Source organism: Roseomonas sp. BN140053, assembly GCF_047690175.1.
Classification (GTDB): Bacteria; Pseudomonadota; Alphaproteobacteria; order Acetobacterales; family Acetobacteraceae; genus Roseomonas.
In genome coordinates, this window is record NZ_JBLLEB010000011.1 from 41,194 (window position 1) to 61,723 (window position 20,530).

Annotated in this window: 17 protein-coding genes; 8 read left to right on the forward strand and 9 right to left on the reverse strand. The window is 73.2% G+C overall.

The genetic code is table 11. The annotated features are described in order from the left end of the window. Positions 1 to 84: 84 nt before the first annotated feature. Positions 85 to 1,689 carry a GMC family oxidoreductase gene (locus ACLIBK_RS12555; protein WP_415387601.1) on the forward strand — a complete coding sequence of 535 codons (1,605 nt, stop codon included), beginning with the start codon at positions 85 to 87 and terminating at the stop codon, positions 1,687 to 1,689. 270 nt (positions 1,690 to 1,959) lie between these two features. Here the strand turns inward: ACLIBK_RS12555 and ACLIBK_RS12560 are convergent, their stop codons facing one another. From ACLIBK_RS12560 to ACLIBK_RS12585, 6 genes are read right to left on the reverse strand one after another with little or no spacing between them, the layout of a single operon-like run. Beyond that, on the reverse strand, positions 1,960 to 2,721 hold the full coding sequence (locus ACLIBK_RS12560) for a carboxymuconolactone decarboxylase family protein (protein ID WP_415387602.1): 762 nt from the start codon (positions 2,719 to 2,721) through the stop codon (positions 1,960 to 1,962). Between the two features lie 26 nt (positions 2,722 to 2,747). Further along, positions 2,748 to 3,569, reverse strand: coding sequence for a phytanoyl-CoA dioxygenase family protein (locus tag ACLIBK_RS12565; protein WP_415387603.1), 822 nt, complete (start codon positions 3,567 to 3,569; stop codon positions 2,748 to 2,750). A gap of 34 nt (positions 3,570 to 3,603) precedes the next feature. Continuing rightward, positions 3,604 to 4,224: a cysteine hydrolase family protein gene (locus ACLIBK_RS12570; RefSeq protein ID WP_415387604.1), complete on the reverse strand. Its 621-nt coding sequence runs from the start codon at positions 4,222 to 4,224 to the stop codon at positions 3,604 to 3,606. Continuing rightward, on the reverse strand, positions 4,221 to 6,284 hold the full coding sequence (locus ACLIBK_RS12575) for a hydantoinase/oxoprolinase family protein (protein WP_415387605.1): 2,064 nt from the start codon (positions 6,282 to 6,284) through the stop codon (positions 4,221 to 4,223). The genes ACLIBK_RS12570 and ACLIBK_RS12575 overlap by 4 nt, the downstream gene beginning before the upstream one ends. Next, the gene (locus ACLIBK_RS12580; RefSeq protein WP_415387606.1) at positions 6,281 to 7,921 is read right to left on the reverse strand and encodes a hydantoinase B/oxoprolinase family protein; all 1,641 of its coding nucleotides are present in this window, start codon (positions 7,919 to 7,921) and stop codon (positions 6,281 to 6,283) included. The genes ACLIBK_RS12575 and ACLIBK_RS12580 overlap by 4 nt, the downstream gene beginning before the upstream one ends. 2 nt (positions 7,922 to 7,923) lie before the next feature. Further along, positions 7,924 to 8,790 carry an isocitrate lyase/PEP mutase family protein gene (locus tag ACLIBK_RS12585; RefSeq protein WP_415387607.1) on the reverse strand — a complete coding sequence of 289 codons (867 nt, stop codon included), beginning with the start codon at positions 8,788 to 8,790 and terminating at the stop codon, positions 7,924 to 7,926. Positions 8,791 to 8,909: 119 nt separating this feature from the next. Between ACLIBK_RS12585 and ACLIBK_RS12590 the strand changes: the two genes are divergently transcribed. Both ACLIBK_RS12590 and ACLIBK_RS12595 read left to right on the forward strand, forming a co-directional pair. Further along, complete coding sequence (locus ACLIBK_RS12590) at positions 8,910 to 10,331, forward strand: FAD-dependent oxidoreductase (RefSeq protein WP_415387608.1); 1,422 nt, start codon at positions 8,910 to 8,912, stop codon at positions 10,329 to 10,331. A gap of 23 nt (positions 10,332 to 10,354) precedes the next feature. Further along, positions 10,355 to 11,029 (forward strand): isochorismatase family protein, encoded by a 675-nt coding sequence (locus ACLIBK_RS12595; RefSeq protein WP_415387609.1) that lies wholly within the window; start codon positions 10,355 to 10,357, stop codon positions 11,027 to 11,029. Between the two features lie 229 nt (positions 11,030 to 11,258). Here ACLIBK_RS12595 and ACLIBK_RS12600 read toward each other — a convergent pair whose 3' ends face one another. Then, positions 11,259 to 12,932, reverse strand: coding sequence for a thiamine pyrophosphate-requiring protein (locus ACLIBK_RS12600; RefSeq protein ID WP_415387610.1), 1,674 nt, complete (start codon positions 12,930 to 12,932; stop codon positions 11,259 to 11,261). 97 nt (positions 12,933 to 13,029) lie between these two features. Here ACLIBK_RS12600 and ACLIBK_RS12605 point away from each other — a divergent pair, with 97 nt between their 5' ends. From ACLIBK_RS12605 to ACLIBK_RS12625, 5 genes are read left to right on the forward strand one after another with little or no spacing between them, the layout of a single operon-like run. Then, entirely contained in the window at positions 13,030 to 14,187 is a 1,158-nt protein-coding gene (locus tag ACLIBK_RS12605; protein WP_415387611.1) for an ABC transporter substrate-binding protein, read from the forward strand. A gap of 18 nt (positions 14,188 to 14,205) precedes the next feature. Further along, complete coding sequence (locus ACLIBK_RS12610) at positions 14,206 to 15,081, forward strand: branched-chain amino acid ABC transporter permease (protein WP_415387612.1); 876 nt, start codon at positions 14,206 to 14,208, stop codon at positions 15,079 to 15,081. Positions 15,082 to 15,097: 16 nt separating this feature from the next. Beyond that, the gene (locus ACLIBK_RS12615) at positions 15,098 to 16,126 is read left to right on the forward strand and encodes a branched-chain amino acid ABC transporter permease (RefSeq protein WP_415387613.1); all 1,029 of its coding nucleotides are present in this window, start codon (positions 15,098 to 15,100) and stop codon (positions 16,124 to 16,126) included. Beyond that, positions 16,123 to 16,878 (forward strand): ABC transporter ATP-binding protein, encoded by a 756-nt coding sequence (locus ACLIBK_RS12620; RefSeq protein WP_415387614.1) that lies wholly within the window; start codon positions 16,123 to 16,125, stop codon positions 16,876 to 16,878. Before ACLIBK_RS12615 ends, ACLIBK_RS12620 begins: the two co-directional genes overlap by 4 nt. A gap of 5 nt (positions 16,879 to 16,883) precedes the next feature. Continuing rightward, on the forward strand, positions 16,884 to 17,603 hold the full coding sequence (locus ACLIBK_RS12625; protein WP_415387695.1) for an ABC transporter ATP-binding protein: 720 nt from the start codon (positions 16,884 to 16,886) through the stop codon (positions 17,601 to 17,603). A 352-nt stretch (positions 17,604 to 17,955) separates the two neighbouring features. Here the strand turns inward: ACLIBK_RS12625 and ACLIBK_RS12630 are convergent, their stop codons facing one another. Next, positions 17,956 to 19,320, reverse strand: a complete 1,365-nt coding sequence (locus ACLIBK_RS12630) for a phenylacetate--CoA ligase family protein (protein ID WP_415387615.1) — start codon at positions 19,318 to 19,320, stop codon at positions 17,956 to 17,958. After that, a complete protein-coding gene (locus ACLIBK_RS12635) occupies positions 19,317 to 20,504 on the reverse strand; it encodes an FAD-dependent oxidoreductase (RefSeq protein WP_415387616.1) in 1,188 nt (395 codons plus the stop codon). Before ACLIBK_RS12635 ends, ACLIBK_RS12630 begins: the two co-directional genes overlap by 4 nt. Positions 20,505 to 20,530 lie beyond the last annotated feature (26 nt).

A 20,530-nucleotide genomic window follows, 5' to 3' on the forward strand; every position in this document is an offset into this window, starting at 1 on the left:
GGTACGTCCCTGAACAACGGGGTGCAGCTTGTCCGCATCCTAGAACAACTGCAATCTGCCGCGGAACAGAAATCGGGGCGTTGCATGGCCGAGCGGGCGGATGTCCTGGTGGTGGGTGCCGGTTCCGCGGGCAGTGTGCTCGCGGCGCGGCTCAGCGAGGACCCGCGGCGGCGCGTGGTGCTGCTGGAAGCCGGCGGCAGCGACCGCAACCCGCTGTTCCGCGTGCCGCTGATGACCGGGGTGCTGCTGCGCAGCCGCTACGCCAACTGGTTCTACCACACCGAGGCGGAGGCGCGGATGGACGGGCGGCGCATCTTCTGGCCGCGCGGGCGGGTGCTGGGCGGGTCGTCCGCGATCAACGGCATGGTGTGGGCGCGCGGGCGGCCCTCGGATTACGACGGCTGGGCGCAGGCGGGGCTGCCGGGCTGGAGCTGGGAGGAGGCGCTGGGCGCGTTCCGCCGCATCGAGCGGTTCCAGGGCGGGGCGAGCGCGGCGCATGGCGGCGACGGGCCGCTGCCGATCACCGACGGCGGTTCGCGCCACCCGCTGCTGGACGTGTTCGTGCGGGCGGGGGTGCAGGCCGGGCACGTCGCCACGGCGGATTTCAACGCCGAGCCCTTCGAGGGTGTCGGGCGCTACCACTTCACCATCAGCGGCGGGCAGCGCTGGTCCGCCGCGCGCGCCTTCCTGCAGCCCGCGCGCGACCGGCCCAACCTGCGGGTCGTGCCGCGCGTACGCGCGCTGCGGGTGATCGTGGAAGCGGGGCGCGCGGTGGGCGTGCTGACCAGCCGCGGGGTGTTCCATGCCGGTGAGGTGGTGCTGTGCGGCGGGGCGGTGAACTCGCCGCAGTTGCTGCTGCTGTCCGGCATCGGGCCGGCGGAGGAGCTGCGCGCCGCGGGGGTGGAGCCGGTGCTGGACCTGCCCGGCGTCGGGCGCAACCTGCAGGACCACCTGCTGGCCCGCGTGGAGCACAGCAGCACACAGCCGATCACCCTGCAGTCGCTGACCCGGCTGGACCGCGCCGCGGTGGCGCTGGGGCAGGCGCTGGTGCTGCGCTCCGGCCCGGCGGCGAGCTTTCCGCTGGCGGCGGGAGCCTTCCTGCGCTCCTCCCCCGGGCTGGAGGAGCCGGACCTTCAGAGCCACTTCCTGCCGGGCCTGACCACCGCCACGCTGCGCGTCCCCGGCCTGGCCGGGCCGGCGCGGCCGGGCGAGGGGCACGGCTTCATGGCCAACGTCACGCAGATGCGGCCCGAGAGCCGCGGCAGCATCACCTTGCGCGGCGCCGACCCGCTGGCCGCGCCGGCGATCCGTCCGAACTACCTGTCCGACCCGCGCGACCGGGACGCGCTGCGCCGCGGCGTGCGGCTGCTGCGCGAGATTTTCGCGCAGCCCGCCTTCGACCCGTTCCGCGGCCCGGAGCTGTCCCCCGGCCCCGACGTACAGGACGACGCGGCGCTGGACCGCTGGCTCGCCCGCACCGCCGACACGATGTTCCACCCCGTCGGCACCTGCCGCATGGGCACGGAGGCCGACCAGGGCGCCGTGGTGGACCCGCAGCTGCGCGTGCGCGGCGTCGCCGGCCTGCGCGTCGCCGACGCCTCGGTGATGCCGCGCATCACCAGCGGCAACACCAACGCCCCCGCCATGCTGATCGGCCACCGCTGCGCGGACTTCATGGCGGCTGCTTGAGGGGGGTGGTCTTCAGTGTTCAGGCGTCGGCCAGGGGGCGCCGCCCCCTGGACCCCAGGGCAAAGGCGAAGCCTTTGTCCCGAGCCGGGGAGTTTAAACTCCCCGGACCCCACTTTTAGCGCTCCGCGAGGAGGGGCTATGGGAGATGGCTCGCTTGTGGCGCAACGTCGGTCTTGGCCCCTCCTCGCGGAGCGCTCATGAGGTCCAGGAGCCTAAGCTCCTGGCGGGGTGTCCAGAGGCCCCGGCCCGAACATCCAAGACCCCCCCCCCTCAGCCTGCCGGCGTGAGGCCCGTCGCTTCGTCGAAGCCGCCCTGGCCGGTGAGGCGGGCCCAGGCGAGGTAGCGGGGGGAGGCGGGGAGGGTGCCGGCGGCGATCAGGTCGCGCCACACGCCGCAGGCTTCCACGAAACGCGGCACGCTGCCGGGGAACATGGCCAGGCTGAGGGCCTCGGCGATCTCGTCCTCGGGCACGGCGTCGGCGTAGGCGGCGGCGAGCTGCCATTCCAGCAGGCGCCAGCGGGCGCGGCAGACGTGGACGGCGCATTGCGCGAGGTGGACGAGGCGCAGGGGGGACAGGCGGCGCACGCCGTCGAGATAGGCGGCGCGCGGGTCCCAAGGGGCGAGCTGGCGGGCCCAGGCGCGGGCGGCGAAGTCGTGCGCCTCGCCGCCCAGGGCCCAGGCGCAGGCGGCGAAGGCAGCGGCGACCGTCTCGTCCGTGCCGCCGGCGCCGCGGAACTTGGCGATGTGGTGGGTGGCCAGGGCCTCGTCGGTGGCGGCCAGCACGGCCAGCCAGACGAACTCGCGGTCGTGGTGCGACAGCGTGCGGTCCCGCAGCGCCATGGCGGTGTAGGCGGCGTCGTAGCCGGCCAGGAGTTCGGGGGAGGAGAGGGCCATCAGGCCGTGATGCGGCAGCAGGTAGCCGCGCTTGGCGCGCACGGCTTCGAGGCGGCGTTCCAGCTCGGCGGTGTCGGCGTCCGCGGGGGCGTGCTGCGCCGGTCCCGGGCCGGTTTCCCCGGATGTGCGGTCGGACATGGCGTTGCTCCCCCCGTGGCGCGCGGTCAGGCCGGCGCGAAGCCTTCGTGCTGCAGGGCGTTGAACAGGGCCAGCGCGTCGCGGTGCGCGGCGACGGCCTCGGGGCTGCCTTCGCGCTGGAGGCGCTGTTCCGGCAGGAAGTGGTTGACGCGGTCGGTGCCGCGCACCAGCAGGGCGCTGGGCTTGGAACGGCCGGTGGGCTTCACCCGGGTCGGGATGAAGCTGATGCCGTAGCCCATGCGGCGATGGTTGGCGCGGTTGGGGCCGGAGGCGTGCAGCGTGTTGGTGTTGTGCAGCGAGAGCTGGCCGGCCAGCACGGGAACCGGCACGCCGGCCTGGTCGTCATAGCCGCGCACGCCCTGGCCGCGGCGGATCATGTTGTTCTCGGAGGGGGCGTCGTAGTGCGGCAGCTGGCCGAGTTTCTGGCTGCCGGGGATGAAATGGACGCAGCCCGCTTCCTCGGTGGCGTCGGTCAGGGCGACCCAGGCGGTGACGTGCTCGGCTGGGTCGAGGAAGAAGTAGGTGCCGTCCTGGTGCCACAGCACGTAAGCGGGGGTGTTGGCTTCCTTGATCCACATGGTGGAGTGGTAGACCAGGATGTCCGGCCCGATCACGTCCTCCACCGCGTCGAGGACGCGGGGGTGGTGCACCAGCGCGTCGGCCCAGTCGAAGAGCAGGTAGGATTTCGACTTCTCGGGGAAGGCCAGCGGGTGGCCGAGGCGCGCCTCGTGCGCTTCCAGCGAGCTGCGGAAGCGCTGGACTTCGGCGGGGGAGAGCACGTCCACGGCGGTGGAGAAGCCGTCGCGGTGATACATCGCGACCTGTTCGTCCGTGAGGATCTTGGGCACGACGTTGGGTCTCCGGGGCGGGGGTTGCGGGGGATCAGCCTTGCGGCAGGGCGGCCAGGGCTTCGGCCACGGTGCACACCTTGGCCACGGGGCGCAGCGCGGCCACGGCGGTGTCGTGCACCTCCTGGCTGAAGGCGGCGCAGCCGTCGGAAAGCAGCGTGACCTCGAACTCGCGGACATGGGCGTCGCGCACGGTGCTGGCGACGCCGCCGTTGGTGACGATGCCCGCCACCAGCAGGCGCTTCACGCCGGCGCGGTGCAGGATCCATTCCAGCCGGCTCATATAGAAAGCGGAAAAGGCGACCTTCTCCACTGGCAGGTCCACGGGTTGCAGCGCGTCCACCGTGGCGTGGCCCCAGGAGTTGGGGGCGAAGTCGCCGCGGCGCAGGAAGGGGCGGAGCTGCAGGAGGTGCGGCGAGATGAAGGGCTCGCCGCCGCGGCCGGGCACCAGGGTGAAGTGGGTGGCGGCGATCCAGCCGCCGGCGGCGCGCAGCCGGTCCGCCAGGGGCTTCAGGCGGGCGGGCAGGGCGGCGATCTCCGGGTCGGCCAGGCCGCCGCGGGCGTAGGCGCCGTCGGGGTGGATGAAGTCGTTCTGCAGGTCGCAGAGCAGCAGGGCGCAATCGGACCAGTCGTGCGGGTCGGCGGCGGGGTTCACGCGGCTTCCTCCAGGATCAGGTTGCCGAAGCGGTCCACCCGGCCTTGCTGGCCCGGCTCGATCAGAATGGTGGTGTCGGGCTGTTCCAGCACCGCCGGGCCGGGCACCACCGCGCCCACGGGCAGGGAAAGGCGGTCCCAGACTACCGCCTCGTGCCAGCCGCCGAACCAGATGCGGCGGGCGCCGCGGCGGGCGGCGTCCACCGTGGCGTCGGCGGCGGGGGCGAGGCTGAGCAGGTCGATCTTGGGGCGGCGGCCGATCACGGCGGAGCGCAGGTTCAGCACGCGCACCGGCACGCCTTCCAGCACGCGACCGTAGGTGCGGCGGTAGGTGTCGGCGAAGGCGGCGGCGATGCTGTCGCGCGTCACGGCGCCGCTGCCGTCGGCGGCCAGCGGCAGGCGCACGGCGACGGTGTGGGTCTGGCCCAGGTAGCTCATGTCCAGCTCGTGCTCCGCGGCGCGGCCGGTGAAGGCGACGCCGGCGCGGTCGAGCAGGGCGAAGAGGTCAGTGGCCGTGCCGTCCATCTCGGCGCGCAGCGCGTCGGGGTCGAGGTCGGAGAGCAGGCGGTTGAGGGTGCGGACGCGGTCGTGCCGCATGTCGGCGATGACGCAGCCCAGCGCCGAGGTGACGCCGGGGAAGCGCGGCACCAGCGCCCGCGCCAGGCCGACGTCGCGGATCAGCGCGCCGGCGTGCAGCGCGCCGCCGCCGCCGAAGGGCATCAGGGAGAAGCGCTTGGGGTCGTGGCCGCGTTCGATGGAGACCAGCCGCAGGGCGCCGGCCATGCGGGCGTTGGCGACGCGCAGGATCGCTTCCGCCGCCTGCATCACACCCAGGCCGAGCGGCTGGCCGACCTGCGCCTCGATGGCGCGGGCGGCGGCGTCGGTGTCCAGGCGGGCCAGCTTGCCGCCGATCGGTTTCTCCGCGTTGATGCGGCCGAGCACGACGTTGGCGTCGGTCAGCGTCGGGCGGTCGCCGCCGGCGCCGTAGCAGACCGGGCCGGGGACGGAGCCGGCGCTCTCCGGGCCGACCTGGAGCAGGCCGGCGGCGTCGACGTGGGCGATCGAGCCGCCGCCGGCGCCGATGGTGCTGATCTCGATCATCGGCGTGCGGACGACCAGGCCGAAGTCCAGCGTGGACTGCGCCGCCAGCGCGGGGATGCCGCCCGCCACCAGCGACACGTCGAAGGAAGTGCCGCCGATGTCGCCGGTGATGACGTCGGGGAAGCCGGCAGCGGTGGCGATCTCGGCCGCGGCGATGACGCCCGCGGCGGGACCGGAGAGCGCGGTGCGCACGGGCAGCGCCTGGGCGGTGTCCACGCTCATCACGCCGCCGTTGGACTGCACCAGCAGGAACTCGCCCGCGAAGCCGTCCGCGCGCAGCTTGCTGTCCAGGGCGTGGAGGTAGCCGCCCACCACGGGCTGCAGCACGGCGTTCAGCGCGGCGGTGCTGGTGCGCTCGAACTCGCGGATCTCGGGCAGGATGTCGCTGCTGACCGCGACGTGCGCGTTGGGCCAGACTTCGCGCGCCGCGGCCAGGGCGGTGCGCTCGTTGGCGGGGTTGGCGTAGGAATGGAGGAACACGATGCACAGGGCCTGGGCGCCGGCGTCCAGCAGGCGGCGGGCCTGGGCCTTGACCTCCTCGGGATCCACTTCTTCCAGCACGGTGCCGTCGGCCAGGGTGCGTTCCGCCACTTCCAGGCGCATGTCGCGCTCGATCACCGGGCGGAAGGAGCCGAACAGGCCCCAGGTCTGGCGGCGGTCGCGGCGGCGCATCTCCAGCGTGTCGCGGAAGCCGGCGGTGGTGATGAGGCCGGCGCGCGCGCCCTTGCGTTCCAGCAGCGCGTTGGTGCCCACGGTGGTGCCGTGCACGATGGCGGAAATGTCGGGCAGCGGCGCGAGACCGGCGATGCCGGCGGCGAAGCCCACGGCTTCCTGGCCGCGCGTGGAAGGGACCTTGCCGACGCGCGCCTGGCCGGTGGTCTCGTCGAACAGGAACAGGTCGGTGTAGGTGCCGCCGACATCCACGCCGACCACGAGGCGGCCGCCGCTCGCGCCGCTCACGATGCGTCGCCTTCACGGGACAGGTAGCCCAGCCGGGCGTCGCGCGCGGCGTCGGCGGGGGTGCGGTCCGCCGGGTCGCCCCAACCGCCGCCGCCCGGGGTTTCCAGCCGGATGCGCTGGCCGCGGCGCAGCGGCACGCCCACCACCTTGGAGCCCAGCGGCGGCGTTTCCCAGCCGTGCTCGCCCTGGTAGCTGACGCGGTTGAGCGCGCCCTCGCCGCCGCCCAGCACGCCCTTGGGGGCGAAGCGGGCGCGTTCGGCGAAGACGAAGGCTTCGGCGGATTCTTCCAGCAGCTCGATCTCGTAGATCGCGCCCATGCCGCCGCGATGCGCGCCCGCGCCGCCGGAGCCGGAGCGCAGCGCCCACTGCCGGTACAGCACGGGATAGGCGGCTTCCATCACCTCCACGGGGGGGATGATGGCGGTGGCGATGGGGGGATTGCCGTGGTGCAGCCCGTCGCCCTCGGGGTTGCCGCCGTGGCCGCCGCCGAAGAAGGAGAACATCACCCAGCGCTTGCCGTCCGCCCGCTGCCCGGTGACGGAAAGGGCGTTGATGGTGCCGTAGGCGTTAGCGCAGGCGGCGTCGGGGCGGATGCGCGCGAAGGCGGAGAACAGCACGTCGATCACCCGCAGGATGGTCTCGGTGTAGCCGCCCACCGGGCGGGGGCGCTGCGCGTCCAGCAGCGAGCCGTCCGGCACCACCACGGTGATCGGGTCCAGCACGCCGGAATTGGCGGGGACCTCGGGAAACAGGTGCTTCAGCGCCACGTAGACGCTGGCCACCGAGGTGGCGCGGCTGATGTTGACAGGGCCGGCGCAGGCCGGGGCGGAGCGCGAGAAGTCCAGGGTCAGGCTCTCGCCGGACTTGGTGATGTCGACCGCGATGCGCAGCGGCACGTCGGTGCGGCCGTCATTGTCCAGGAAGTCCTCCTGGCTCCACTGCCCGTCCGGCAGAGCGGCGATGGCGGCGCGCATCTGGGCTGCGGCGCGGGCGCGGAGTTCGTCCAGCGCTTCGGCCACGGTGTCGCCGCCGTACTCGTCCAGCAGCGCATCCAGGCGGCCCAGGCCGAGTTCCAGCGCCGAGAGTTGCGCCTGCATGTCGCCATAGGCCACGTCCGGCAGGCGCGAGGCGGCCTGGATGATGTCCAGGATGTCCCGGTTCAGCTTGCCACCCGACATCAGCCGCACGGGCGGGATCAGTACGCCCTCCTGGAAGTATTCCGTGGCGGCGGGGTTGTAGTTGCCCGGCACCGGCCCGCCCACGTCGTGCCAGTGGCCCACCGAGCCGAGCCAGCAGAACACCCGCCCGTCGCGCATATAGGGTGCGATCAGCCGGAAGTCGGAAAGATGCGTGCCGCCGAGATAGGGGTCGTTGAAGATGAACACGTCGCCGGCGGCGGCGTCGGGGAATTTGTCGATGACGGCCTTGGTGGCGAAGGCCATCACGCCCACGAAGATCGGCAGGCCGGACTTGCCCTGCACCAGGGTGGCGCCGCTGGAGCGATCGTAGAGGCCGTGGCAGGCGTCGTGCGCCTCGGCGATGGTGGGGTTGAAGGCGGCGCGGAAGAGGGTCGCGTCCATCTCGTCGGCGATCTGTTCCAGCCGGCCCTTGAGAACCGCGAGGGTGACGGTGTCCATGCTCAGCCTTCCGGCTCGTATTGCGCGGCGTCCCGCAGGATGGCGTCGGTGCCCAGCACGCCGTTCAGCGCGGCGAAGTCCAGCATGCGGGGGCGGAACGGGTCGGTGGTGCCGTGCTCGCGCAGCGAGGCGAAATAGGCCAGCAGCGTATGCGCCACGGCGCGCATGGTGCCGCCGGGGAAGATGGCGATGCGGTAGCCCATGGCGCCGAGTTCGGCGGCGGAGGAGATCGGCGTGCGGCCGCCCTCCACCATGTTGGCCAGCAGCGGCAGGCGGTCGCCGAAGCGGCGGCCGACGGCGGCCATCTGCGCCAGGTCCTCGGGGGCTTCGATGAACAGGATGTCGGCGCCGGCCTCGGCGTAGAACTCGGCGCGGTCCAGCGCGGCCTCGAAGCCTTCCACTGCGATGGCGTCGGTGCGAGCGACGATCAGCGCGTGCTCGCGCGCGTCCAGGGCGGCGCGGATCTTGCCCGCCATCTCGGCGGCGGGGATCAGCCGCTTGTCGCGCAGGTGGCCGCAGCGCTTGGGAAAGGTCTGGTCCTCGATCTGGATGGCGCTGGCCCCGGCGCGCTCGAACAGGCGCACGGTGCGCTGCACGTTGAGCGCGTTGCCGAAGCCGGTGTCGCCGTCCACCACCACGGGCAGCGACACGCGCTCGCGGATGCGGGCGAGGACTTCCGCGACTTCGGTCACCGAGACCAGGCCGATATCGGGGGCGCCGAGGCTGCTGTAGGCGATGCTGGCGCCGGACAGGTAGAGCGCCTCGAAGCCGGCCTGCTCGGCCAGGGCGGCGGAGAAGGCGTCATACACACCGGGACATGCGATCGCCCGTCCGGGCTGCAGCATCGTGCGGAGATCGGGCAAACCCATTGGCATCCCGGGGCGAAGTTGTTCTATGTTTAGGACATGCGGGCTCCCATCCTGTCAACCCATCTCTCGCCCCCGAGGGCGCGCTGCCCCGGCCGCGCGACGCGCCGCGGAGCCGGGGCGTGACGGTTGCGGAGGTGCAGGCGATCCGTCCGGCAGAGGGCGTGCGCTTCGCGCTGGTTCTGCCCGTGGTGATCGTGGGGGCGGGGGCGGCGGGGCTGGTGGCGGCGCTGGCCGCACGCGCCGCGGGGGCGGAGGTGCTGGTGCTGGAGCGCGACGCGGTGCCGCGCGGCTCCACGGCGCTGTCGGCCGGGCTGGTACCCGCCGCCGGCACGCGCTGGCAGCGCGAGGCCGGGATCGAGGATTCGCCCGCGCGCTTCGCCGCCGATATTTCGGCCAAGGCGCACGGCGAGCCGGACCCTGCCCTGGTGGCGCTGGTGTCGCGCGAGGTGGGGCCGGCGCTGGAATGGCTGCACGACGCGCACGGGCTGCCCTTCTCGGTGATCCAGGACTTCCGCTACCCCGGCCATTCCGCGCTGCGGATGCACGGCATGCCCTCGCGTTCGGGCGAGGAACTGGTGGACCGGCTGCGCGGGGCGGCGGAAGCGGCGGGGGTGGAGATCCTGGGCGGGGCGCAGGTCCTGACGCTGTTCGCCGATGCCGCGGGGCGGGTGCGCGGGGTGGAATACCGCCGGCCCGACGGCGCGACCGAGCAGGTCGGCTGCGACGCGATCGTGCTGGCCTGCAACGGCTACGGCGGCAACAAGGAACTGGTGGCCCGGCACGTGCCGGAACTGGCGGAGGCGCTGTATTTCGGCCACGCCGGCAACCAGGGCGACGCGCTGCGCTGGGGCGGCGCGCTGGGAGCGGCGCTGCGCGACCTGTCTGGGCACCAGGGGCACGGCTCGGTGGCGCATCCCGCGGGCATCCTGATCACCTGGGCCACGATCACCGAGGGCGGCGTGCAGGTGAACGCGGCCGGCGCGCGCTTCGCCGACGAGAGCCGCGGCTATTCCGAGCAGGCGGCGGCGGTGCTGGAGCAGCCCGGCGGCCTGGCCTGGACGCTGTTCGACGCGCGCATCGCCGCCGTGGCGCGGCAGTTCGAGGATTTCCGGCAGGCCGAGGCGATCGGTGCCGTGCTGGCCGCGGAGGACTTGGCCGGGCTGGCCGCCGCCACGCGCCTGCCGGCGGAGGCGCTGGCGGCGACCCTGGCGGAGGTGGCGGCGCTGAAGGCCGCCGGGGGACGCGACCGCTTCGGGCGCGACTTCGCCGGGGGGCCGGAGCTGGTACCGCCGTTCCGCGCCGTGCAGGTCACGGGCGCGCTGTTCCACACGCAGGGTGGCCTCGCGGTGGACGGGGACGCGCGCGTGCTGGGCGAGGACGGCGCGGCGCTGCCCAACCTGTTCGCGGCCGGCGGCGCGGCGGTGGGCGTGTCGGGGCGGCAGGCCTCCGGCTACCTGTCCGGCAACGGCCTGCTGACCGCCGTGGCGCTGGGCCGGGTCGCCGGGCGCGCCGCCGCGCGGCTGGCGGCCGAGACCGCGTGACCTTTCCCGAGGAGCCGACCCGCATGACGCCGCATCCCGAGCTGGACCCCGCCATCCTGCGCGCCGCCGCCGAGCGGCGCGGCCGCCCGCACGTCTACGATCACTTCGAGCCGGCGCGCACCGCCCTGGTGGTGATCGACCTGCAGAACGCCTTCGTGGCGGAGGGCGCGCCCTGCGAGGTTCCCGCCGCGCGCGGCGTCGTTTCCGCGGTGAACCGCCTGGCCGCCGCGCTGCGCGCCGCCGGCGGCACCGTGGCCTGGGTGCAGGCCACCTTCGAGCACGGCGGCTGGCCGCTGTTCTTCGAGCACATGGTGCAGCCCGCCACCGCCGCCACCATCCTGGCCGCCCTGCAATCCGGGGCACCGATGCACGCGCTGTGGCCCGAACTGGAGGTCGCGCCGGAGGACGTGGTGGTGCCGAAGTACCGTTTTTCCGCCTTCCTGCCCGGGGCCAGTACCCTGCCCGCGATCCTGCGCGGCCGCGGCATCGACACGGTGCTGGTGGCGGGCTGCATGACCAACATGTGCTGCGACAGCTCCGCCCGCGACGCCGTCATGACCGACTTCCGCACCGTCATGGTGTCCGACGCCAACGCCGCCCGCACCGACACCGCCCACCTCGCGGCGCTGTCCGCCTTCCTGCAGGGCTTCGGCGACGTCCGCACGGTCGACAGCCTGATCGCCGCCCTGCGCGCTTGATCCCCTGCATCAGCGCTGGGTGGCGAGTTCGCGAGGGTTCTCGTGGTGGCGGTTGCGCCTGGTTGAACGGGCGTCGGCCAGGGGCGCCGCCCCTGGACCCCGCCGGGGAGCTTAGGCTCCTCGCGGGGGCTCCAAGGGGGCAGAGCCCCCCTTGGCCCCGGCTTCTGCACCAGGTGCAACCGCCACCACGAGAACTGTCGAGAACCCGTCACCTGGCGCGAGCGAGGGTTCAGCCGTCGCAGAGGACGTCGAGCAGGGCGCTGCGGCCGGCACGGACGGCGGCGAGGGCGCCGCGCAGGGCCGCGGGCAGGGCGGCGGGGTCGGCGACGCCGCGGCCGTAGAGGCCGCAGGCTTCGGCGATGCGGGCGTGGTCGGGGGCGGGTTCCAGGCTGGTCAGCGGCATGCGGTTGGCGCGGGCGGCGAAGCCGTCGGGGTAGAGGGCGCGGGTGGCGCGGTCCACGGCGCCCCAGCGGCGGTTGTTGAACACCACGACGAGGATGGCGAGGTTCTCGGCGGCAGCGATCTGGTGGCAGGCGACGGGGTTGGCGAAGATGAGGCAGCCGTCGCCGAGGGCTGCGATCACCTCGCGGTTCGGGGCGGCCAGCTTGGCGCCGAGGGCGGCGGGCAGGCCCCAGCCCAGCGAGCCCATGGGGGAAGAGCCGAAGAAGCTGCCGGGCTCGGTCGTGCGCATGACGCCGCGGTGCAGCGGGTACTCGTTCACCAGGAGGGAGTCGGGCGCGCGGAGCTGGTCCAGGCAGAAGCTGACCCAGCCCATGCTCATGCGCGCGGGTGGGGCGTCGAGGGTGAAGGGCGTGGTGCGGCGGGCCTGGCAAGCGGCCTCCGCGGCGGTGCGGCGGGACGGGGGTGGTGCGGCGTTGCCGAGTTCGGCGAGCAGGGCCTGGAGCAGCGGGGCGGCGCTGGCGCGCAGGGTGATGTCGGCGGGGAAGCCGCGGGACACGTAGCGCGCCTGCAGCGGGTCCTCGCCGGCTTGGATGATCGTGGCGCCGGGGGCGGGGCGCTCGGTGTCGGGGATCCAGGGCACGTCGCAGTCGAGCACCAGCACGACGTCGGCGGTGGCGAGGTGAGGCGACACCTCGAAGCCGCCGTGCAGCGGGTCATCGGTGGACAGGTTCAGGTGGCGCGGGCGGTACTCCACCACGGGGGCGGCCAGGCGCGCGGCGAGCTGCGACAGCAGCGCGGGAACGCGGCGGTCGGCGCCGGCGCGGGCGGTGACGATCAGCGGGCGTTCCGCGCGGGACAGGGCGGCCGCCGCGGCGGCCACGGCGCGCGGGTCGGGGCCCAGGGCTTCCACCGGGGCGAGGCGGGCGGGCGGAATGTCGGGCTCTGCCGGCGGCATCGCCAGCAGCTCGCGCGGCAGGGACAGGTAGACCGGGCCGCGCGGGGCGGAATGCGCCAGGGCCAGGGCACGGTCGGTGGCGGGGATCAGCTGGCGGGGGTCGCGCAGCTCGTAGTCCCACTTCACGGCCTCGCGCACCATGCCGGCCTGGTCGAACATTTCCTGCGCCCAGTGGATGTTGAGCGAGCGCGCGCCGGGGGCGCCGCCTTCCAGCACCGGCGTGCGCCCGGCGGCCAGCAGCATCGGCACGTAGTCGCGGTCGGCGTTGAGCAGCCCGCTGACGGCGTTGGCGGTGCCGACGTTGACGTGCACCATCACCGCCTGCGCGCGGCCCGACACCATGGCGTGGCCGTGCGCCATGGACACGGCGGCGTTCTCGTGCGGCGCGATCACCGCCCGGGGGACGCGGGTGCCGAGCTGTTCCGCCCGTGCCAGCCCTTCCACGATCGAGGGAAAGTCGGTGCCGGAATTGGCGAAGAGGAAGTCCACCCCGCGATCCGCCAGCAGTTGCAGCCAGGCCTCGCCCACCGTTTCCGCGTCCTGCATCGCCCATCCTGCCGCTTGCCGGGTTTCGTGAGATGTCATACTTATAGAACATATCAGCCCGCCGACGGTAGCGGGTCCAGCGCGCTCGGGGGTTCGCATGAACAGGTGCAGCGTCGTGGCCGGCCTCGTCTTCTCCGCCCTGCTCGGCACGGCCGAGGCGGCGGAGCGCACCGCGACGCTGGGCGTGGTCACCGCCCAGAGCGGCCCGCTGGCCGCCGCGGGGCGTTTCCAGCTCAACGGCTTCGAGCTGGCGGTGGACAACATCAACCGCGCCGGCGGCCTCCGCGTCGGGGGCGACACGGTGCGGCTGGTGCTGAAGGTCTACGACACGCGCTGCAACGCCGCCGAGGGCGCCAACGCCATGCAGCGCCTGGCCACGGTGGACGAGGTGCCGGTCGTGCTGGGCGAGGTGTGCAGCCCGGCGGCCGCGGCGGAAGCGCCGGTGGCGGCGGATTTCGACGTGCCGATGATCACCACCGTGCCCACGGCGCCCAACCTGACCGAGCAGAACAACCGCTACTTCTTCCGCGTCAACGCCGATAACGGCCAGCTCAACCGGGCGCTGGCGGACTACGTGGTGGCGCAGAACCTGCTGCCGCTGGCCTTCATCGCCTGGAACAACGATGCCGGGCGCGGCGGGGTGAACGGCATGCGGGCGCTGCTGCCGGCCGGGGCACGGGTCGCCTATACCGGCTATTTCAACGTCGGCGAGGTGGACTTCTCGGCCCATATCTCCAACCTGCGCAGCTCCGGCGCCAGGGCGGTGATGCTGCTGATGGACGAGGAGCCGGGAGCGCTGGCGATCCGCCAGATCCGCGATGCCGGGCTGGACGTGCAACTGATCGGCACGCTGGCGATGGGGTCGAACCGCTTCCTGGACCGCCTGAACGCGCGCTACCTGGCCGGCATGGTGCAGTACAACGCCTTTCCGCCCAACGCGCCGGTGGACCGCATCCGCGCCTTCAACGAGACCTACCGCGCCCGCTTCAATGAGGAGGCGCACGGCTTCGCGGCGCAGTCCTACGATGCCGTGTACATCGCGGCGCAGGCCATGGTGGCGGCGGGGAGCAGCACGGACGGCAAGAAGATCCGCGACGCGCTGGCGCGCACCGACCATCAGGGGGTAATCGGCCGCATCCGCTTCGATGCCCGCAACCAGGCGGACCCGCCCGTCTACATCACCGAGTGGTGCGCCGATGGCAGCCGCAAGATCACCTTTCCCGCGGAGATGGCCTCGGCCTGCGGCGGCGGCTGAGCGGCGGGGCTCGGCACGATGCTGACCGCGCTGGGGGAGCAGCTCGTCAACGGTGCCATGATGGGCACCATCTACGTGCTGGTAGCGCTGGGCATGGTGCTGATCTACGGCGTGATGCACGTGCTGAACTTCGCGCACGGCGTGCTGTTCACCGCCGGCGCCTATGTCTGCCTGCTGGTGTTCACGCGGCTGCTGGGCAACTACTGGCTGGCGCTGGGGGCCTCGATGCTGGTGCTGGCGGCGGTGGGGCTGCTGCTGGAACTGCTGGTGTTCCGCCGTTTGCGCGGCAGCGTGCAGATGCAGATCGTCGCCTCGCTGGGGCTGATCCTGGTGATCCAGAACGGCATCGTCGCCGCCTTCGGGCCGAGCGGGCTGCAGATGCGGGTGCCCACGGTGGACACGCTGGTGCGGCTGGGGCCGCTGAGCTTCACGCTGCAGCACGTGCTGATCCTGGGCATCGTGGCGGTGTCGGTGACGCTGCTGTTCCTGTTCCTGCACCGCACGCGCCTGGGCACGGCGCTGCGCGCCACCAGCCAGCACCCGGAGGCCGCGCGCGTGGTGGGGATCAACCCCGACCGCATTTACCTGCTGACCTTCGCCATCGCCAGCGCGCTGGCGGCGCTGGGCGGGGCGCTGCTGGGGCCGCTGTTCCTGATCTTCCCGCAGATGGGCGACCTGCCGCTGCTCAAGGCGCTGGCGGCGATCGTGCTGGGCGGCATGGCCAGCGTGCCCGGTGCCATCGTCGGCGGGCTGGCGATCGGCATCGTGGAGGCGGTGTCCACGCTGTTCATCCCCACCGACTACCGCGACACGGTGGTGTTCGCGCTGCTGGTGATCGTGCTGCTGCTGCGCCCCTGGGGGCTGTTCGGCGTGCGCGTGCGGGGCGAGGCGTGAGCGCGGGGCACCCGGCGTGAGCGGGGCGGTGGAGCAGGGCCCGGCGCCGCTGGGCGCGCGGGTGCCGGTGGCACGCAGCGCGGCGCCGCGTAGCTTCGCCTGGCTGGGCATCCTGGCGGTGTTCGCCGCGGCCTGCGCCGTGCCGGTGCTGCTGCCCGGGCAGCCCTATCTGCTGCAGATCCTGACGCTGGCGCTGTGCTACGCCGTGCCGGCGATGGGGCTGAACCTGCTGTTCGGCTACGCCGGGCTGGTGTCGCTGGGGCAGATGGGCTTCGCGGGGGTGGGCGCCTACACCGCCGCCCTGCTGCTGAAGGGCGGCGTCCCCTTCCTGCCGGCGCTGGGATGCGCGGCGGTGGCGGGCGGGCTGGTGGGGCTGCTGGTGGGCATCCCCTGCCTGCGGCTGCGCAGCCACTTCTTCATCATCGTGACCCTCGCGGTCGGGATGATCCTGTTCTCGCTGTTCAACAACCTGGACGGGCTGACGGGCGGGGCCGAGGGGCTGCCGGGCATCCCGCGCCCGCAGCCGCTGGACCTCGGCTTCGCCGTGCTGGATTTCCGCCGGCCGCTGGGCTTCTACTGGCTGGCGCTGGCGGTGTTCGCCGCGGTGTTCCTGCTGCAGGCGGCGGTGGTGCGGTCCGATTTCGGACGGGTGCTGGCGGCGATCCGGCAGGACGAGGCGCTGGCGGCGGCGCGAGGCGTCAACGTCTTCGCGCACAAGCTGGCGGTATTCGCCCTGTCCGCCGCCATCGCCGGCATCGGCGGCGCGCTGAAGGTGGTGTTGCTGCGCGCCGCGGCACCGCTCTCCTTCGAGCTGGGCGAGAGCATCAACCTCGTGCTGATCGTGCTGCTGGGCGGGCCGGGCTTCCTGCTCGGGCCGTTGCTGGGATCGCTGCTGTTCGTGGCGCTGCCGGAGTTCCTGCGCGCGGCCAACGAGTGGCGGCTGATCGTGTTCGGGCTGGTGCTGGTGGTGCTGGCGCTCGGCGCGCCCAAGGGGATCTCGGGCCTGCTCGCCGGACTGCTGCGGCGCGTGCGAAGGGCGGCGTGACGGCGCCCATCCTGGAGGTTTCCGGCCTGGCGCGCGCCTTCGGCGGCATCCGGGCCGTGGACGGGGTGGACCTGCGCTTCGCAGAACCCGGGATCGTCGGGCTGATCGGTCCCAACGGCGCCGGCAAGACCACGCTGTTCGACCTGATCACCGGCCGGCAATCCGCCGACAGCGGCGAGATCCGCTTCGAGGGGCGGCGCATCGACGGGCTGCCCGTGCACCGCCGGGCGCGGCTGGGTTTCGCGCGCACCTTCCAGGAATGCCGCGTGCTGGTGGAGGAGAGCTGCCTCGATAACCTGCTCTTCGCCGCGCAGGACCAGCGGCTGGGCGGGGCGCTGGGGCGCGTGTTCTCCGGCCGGCGCAGCGCCGGGCGGGAGGCGCTGGAGGACGCCTGGCGGCTGCTGGAGATGGTGAACCTGCCGCAGTTCGCCCATCGGCCGGCCGGCGACCTGTCTTACGGCCAGCGGCGGCTGCTGGAGATCGCCTCCACGCTGATGGCGCGGCCCGGCGTGCTGCTGCTGGACGAGCCGGCGGCGGGGGTGAACCCCTCGCTGCTCAACACCGTGCACGACGTGCTGCTGCGGGTCGCGGCGGAGCGGCGCATCCTGCTGGTGGTGGTGGAGCACAACATGCCCTTCATCATGTCGCTAGCGGCCCACGTCGTGGTGCTGCACCAGGGTCGCGTGCTGGAACAGGGCAGCCCGGCCGCGGTGCAGAACAGCCCGCGCGTGGTGGAGGCCTACCTGGGTTGAGCGCGATGCTGGAAGTGCGCGGGTTGCGCGCGGGCTACGGCGGCGGCCGGATGATCGTGGACGGGGTGGACCTGCGCGTGTCCGCCGGCGAGATCGTCACGGTGATCGGCCAGAACGGTGCGGGCAAGTCCACGCTGCTGAAGGGCATCTTCAACCTGCTGCCGACCCGCCAGGGTGAGGTGCTGTTGGACGGCGCGCCGGTGGGGCGCTTCGCGTCGCACCAGATGCTCAGCGCCGGGCTGGCCTACGTGCCGCAGCACCACAGCGTGTTTCCCAAGCTCAGCATCGCCGAGAACCTGCGCATGGGCGGCTTCCTGCTGCGCGACCGGGCGCTGCTGGCCCGCCGCGTCGCCGCGGTGGAGGAAATGTTTCCCGTGCTGGCGCAGCGCCGCGATCAGTATGCCGCCAGCCTGTCGGGCGGCGAGCAGCGCATGCTGGAGATCGCCCGCACGCTGGTGATGGACCCCAAGGTGATCATGCTGGACGAGCCCTCCATCGGCCTCGCCCCCCGCATGGTGGACCTGGTGTTCGACACGGCGCGGCAGCTGACGCGGCTCGGCAAGGCCGTGCTGATGGTGGAGCAGAACGTGCGCAAGGCTCTGCTCGCCTCCGACCGCGGCGTGGTGCTGGAACTCGGCCGCGTCCGGCTGGAAGACACCGCCCGCGCCCTGGTGGACGACGCCCGCGTGGCGCAACTCTACATGGGCGTCCGCCAGGACGCCTGACCCGCTCTGCTCGGTGCGGTGGTGGCGTTGGGAGTGCGCTGGTGGTCGGGGGTGGTTCTCGGGTGTTCGGGCCTGGGCCAGAGGGGCTCTGCCCCTCTGGACACCCCGCGAGGAGCTTAGGCTCCTCGACCTCATGAGTGCCTCCGGCGGGGGCGGGATGGCCAACGTCGGTCATGGTGGACAATGCTGTCCAACCCGCCCCCGCCGGAGGCACTCAACGTGGGGTCCGGGGAGTTTAAACTCCCCGGCGGGGTCCAGGGGCAGCGCCCCTGGCCACGGTCAGACCACCGAAGAACCGCCCCCGACCACCAGCGGCCTCCTCAGCATCACCACCGTGCCGTGCAGGGCCGGGTCAGGGCGTGCGGAGGTCCAGGAGGGGTTTGGCTTTCCAGCCGCGGCCGGCGAGGAGGGTGTCGGCGGGGGTGGTCCATTGCACGGTGGGGGTGACGCCGCAGGCGCGGCGGACGCGGTCGGCGACGCGGCGGGCGGTGTCGGGATCGGGCGCGGCGGTGGGGACGGCGTGCAGGACGAGGCGGTCCATGGAGAGCGGGTCGCCCGGCACGTCCTTGTCTACCACGGCCTGGAACTCCGCCAGGGCGGGCTCGGCCATCAGCGCGTCCACCAGGGCCTGCGGGTTCACCAGCATGCCCTTGATCTTCACCAGCCCGTCCACGCGGTGAGGGATGCTGGTCAGGCGTTCCGTCAGCGCGCCGCAGTGCGGGCAGCGGGCGCGGGTCAGGCGGGCCACGTCGCCCAGGGCGTAGCGCAGCATCACCGTGCCGCGGCGGTCGAGGTGGGTGAGGAGGACCAGGCCCTCCTCGCCGTCGGGCACGGGGGCGTGGGTGTCGGGGTCCACCGCCTCGAACAGGAACTGGTCGGGGGAGGGGTTGTGATAGCCCGAGCCGGCCGTGCACTCGACCATGCCGCCCTGCATCTCGGTGCTGCCGTAGGACACGCTGACGCGCGGGTCCGGCGCGCCGAGGCGGCGCAGGCGGTCCAGCAGGTCGGCGCGGGCGTCCTCGCCGAAGCCCTCGCCGGTGACGAAGAGCAGGCGCGTGGCGGGGAGGGTGGCGCCGAGATCCTCGGCGCGGGCGGCGAGCTTGCGGAGGTAGCTGGGCACGCCCCAGAGGATCGTGGCCCGGGTACGGGCGGCGATGGCCACCACCTCGTCCAGCCGGTGGCCGATGCCGGGCTGGCGCGGGCTGACCTGGCCGGGCAGGGCTGCGGTGACGGGGATGCCGAAGGCGGCGGCGGCGTTCATGGCGCGGGCGAAGGCACCGTGCGGGTGCCGCGTCAGCGGGAACAGGTTGAGGATGCTGTCATCGGCGGTGACGCCGCGCAGGCGCAGCATGTTCCGCTGCAGCGCCAGGATGTTGAGGAAGTCGTAGCCGGTGGACACGAAGGGGGTCGGGCTGCCGGAGGAGCCCGTGGTGTACATGCTGTCCCAGACCACCGTTTCTTCCGGCTCCGCGGCGCCCTCGGGGCCGAGGCGGAAGGCGTCGGGCTCGGCCATGTAGTCGGCCTTGGTGGTGACCGGCAGTCGCGCGAGGTCGGCGAGGCCGCGGATGTGTTCGCGCCGCAGCCCGGCGGCGGCGAAGCGGCGGCGGTAATGCGGGTGGGCGGCGAAGATGCGGTCCAGCGTGGCGGCGAAGCGCGCGTCGCGCAGCGCGGCGAGGCCCGCCTCGTCGAGGTCGAAGAGCGGGTCGGGCGCGCTCACGCCACGGCCGCCGCGGCGCGTAGGCCGGTGATCATGGAGGAGCGCAGCAGGTGGGCGCGCGCCAGTTCCGGGTCGCCGGCGGTGCGCTGCAACTCGGCCAGCATGGCGCGGCGGCGGGCGGGGTCGCGCTCGCGCATGCGGGCGCGGTTGCGGTCGGCCTGGGCCAGGATCTCGCGCTCCGCCACGGGACGGCGGCGGCGGGTGTAGCGGTCGAGGGTGGATTCCTCCGCCTCGGCGCGCAGCACGGGCAACAGGGTGGCGGCGAGTTCCGCGGCGTCGTGCAGTCCGCCGTTCATGCCCATGCCGCCGGAGGGGGAGTTGAGGTGCGCCGCGTCGCCGGCGAGCAGCAACCGGCCGCGGCGGTAGTCGGCCACGATGCGCTGGTGGATGCGGTAGGGGCGCAGGTCCTCGACCTCGTAGGGTTCGGGGCGGGGCAGGATGGCCTGCAGCTTGCGCTGTACGGCCTCGGGCGTGGCGGCGTCCTCGGGGTTCTCGTCGGGGGCGGTGTGCAGGCTGGCACGCCATTTCCCGGGGACGCGGAGGAGGGAGAAGGTGCCGGAAAAGGCCGGGTGCTCGGTCCAGAGGTAGTTCACGTTGCTCAGGCCGGGCAGGTACTCGTGGAACGGAAAGCGCGTGGTGGCGAGGATGGTGGTTTCCGGATAGGTTTCGCCGCTGAAGCCGACCTCCATGGCGCGGCGCACGACGCTGCGGGCGCCGTCGCAGCCCACCACCCAGTTCGCGTGCAGCGGCTCGAAACCCTCACCGGTCAGGGTGGCGCCGTCGGCGTCCTGCGACACGCTATCCACCCGCGCGCCGAAGCGCACTGTGCCCGGCGGCAGGGCCGCCAGCAGCAGGCGCGACAGGCGGTGCTGCTCCACCTGCAACCGGTAGGGATGGGCGGTGTCGTCGCGCAGCACGGACAGGTCGAACAGGGCGCGCTCGCCGGTCTCGTGCAGGCGGATCTGCCAGTCCGGCGTTTTCAGCCCTTGCGCGATCAGCGGGGCCGCGAGGTCCAGCGTGTCCAGCAGGTCCAGGGTGGGCGGGTGGAAGGTGGAGGCGCGCAGTTCCTCGGCAATGTCGGGTCCGGCTTCCAGCACCGTTGCCGTGGCGCCGCCCCGGCACAGCAGCAGCGCCAGGCAGAGCCCGACCGGCCCCGCGCCCACGATCGCGACCTCGACCCGCATCTCTTCGCCGCTGCTCCTGTTTGCCG

Bases quoted from the DNA above. Each gene is read 5' to 3' on its own strand.
- ACLIBK_RS12585 (WP_415387607.1), bottom strand. From the start codon at position 8,790: ATGGGTTTGCCCGATCTCCGCACGATGCTGCAGCCCGGACGGGCGATC.
- ACLIBK_RS12625 (WP_415387695.1), top strand. From the start codon at position 16,884: ATGCTGGAAGTGCGCGGGTTGCGCGCGGGCTACGGCGGCGGCCGGATG.
- ACLIBK_RS12610 (WP_415387612.1), top strand. From the start codon at position 14,206: ATGCTGACCGCGCTGGGGGAGCAGCTCGTCAACGGTGCCATGATGGGC.
- ACLIBK_RS12635 (WP_415387616.1), bottom strand. From the start codon at position 20,504: ATGCGGGTCGAGGTCGCGATCGTGGGCGCGGGGCCGGTCGGGCTCTGC.
- ACLIBK_RS12560 (WP_415387602.1), bottom strand. From the start codon at position 2,721: ATGTCCGACCGCACATCCGGGGAAACCGGCCCGGGACCGGCGCAGCAC.
- ACLIBK_RS12595 (WP_415387609.1), top strand. From the start codon at position 10,355: ATGACGCCGCATCCCGAGCTGGACCCCGCCATCCTGCGCGCCGCCGCC.
- ACLIBK_RS12555 (WP_415387601.1), top strand. From the start codon at position 85: ATGGCCGAGCGGGCGGATGTCCTGGTGGTGGGTGCCGGTTCCGCGGGC.
- ACLIBK_RS12605 (WP_415387611.1), top strand. From the start codon at position 13,030: ATGAACAGGTGCAGCGTCGTGGCCGGCCTCGTCTTCTCCGCCCTGCTC.
- ACLIBK_RS12580 (WP_415387606.1), bottom strand. From the start codon at position 7,921: ATGGACACCGTCACCCTCGCGGTTCTCAAGGGCCGGCTGGAACAGATC.
- ACLIBK_RS12600 (WP_415387610.1), bottom strand. From the start codon at position 12,932: ATGCAGGACGCGGAAACGGTGGGCGAGGCCTGGCTGCAACTGCTGGCG.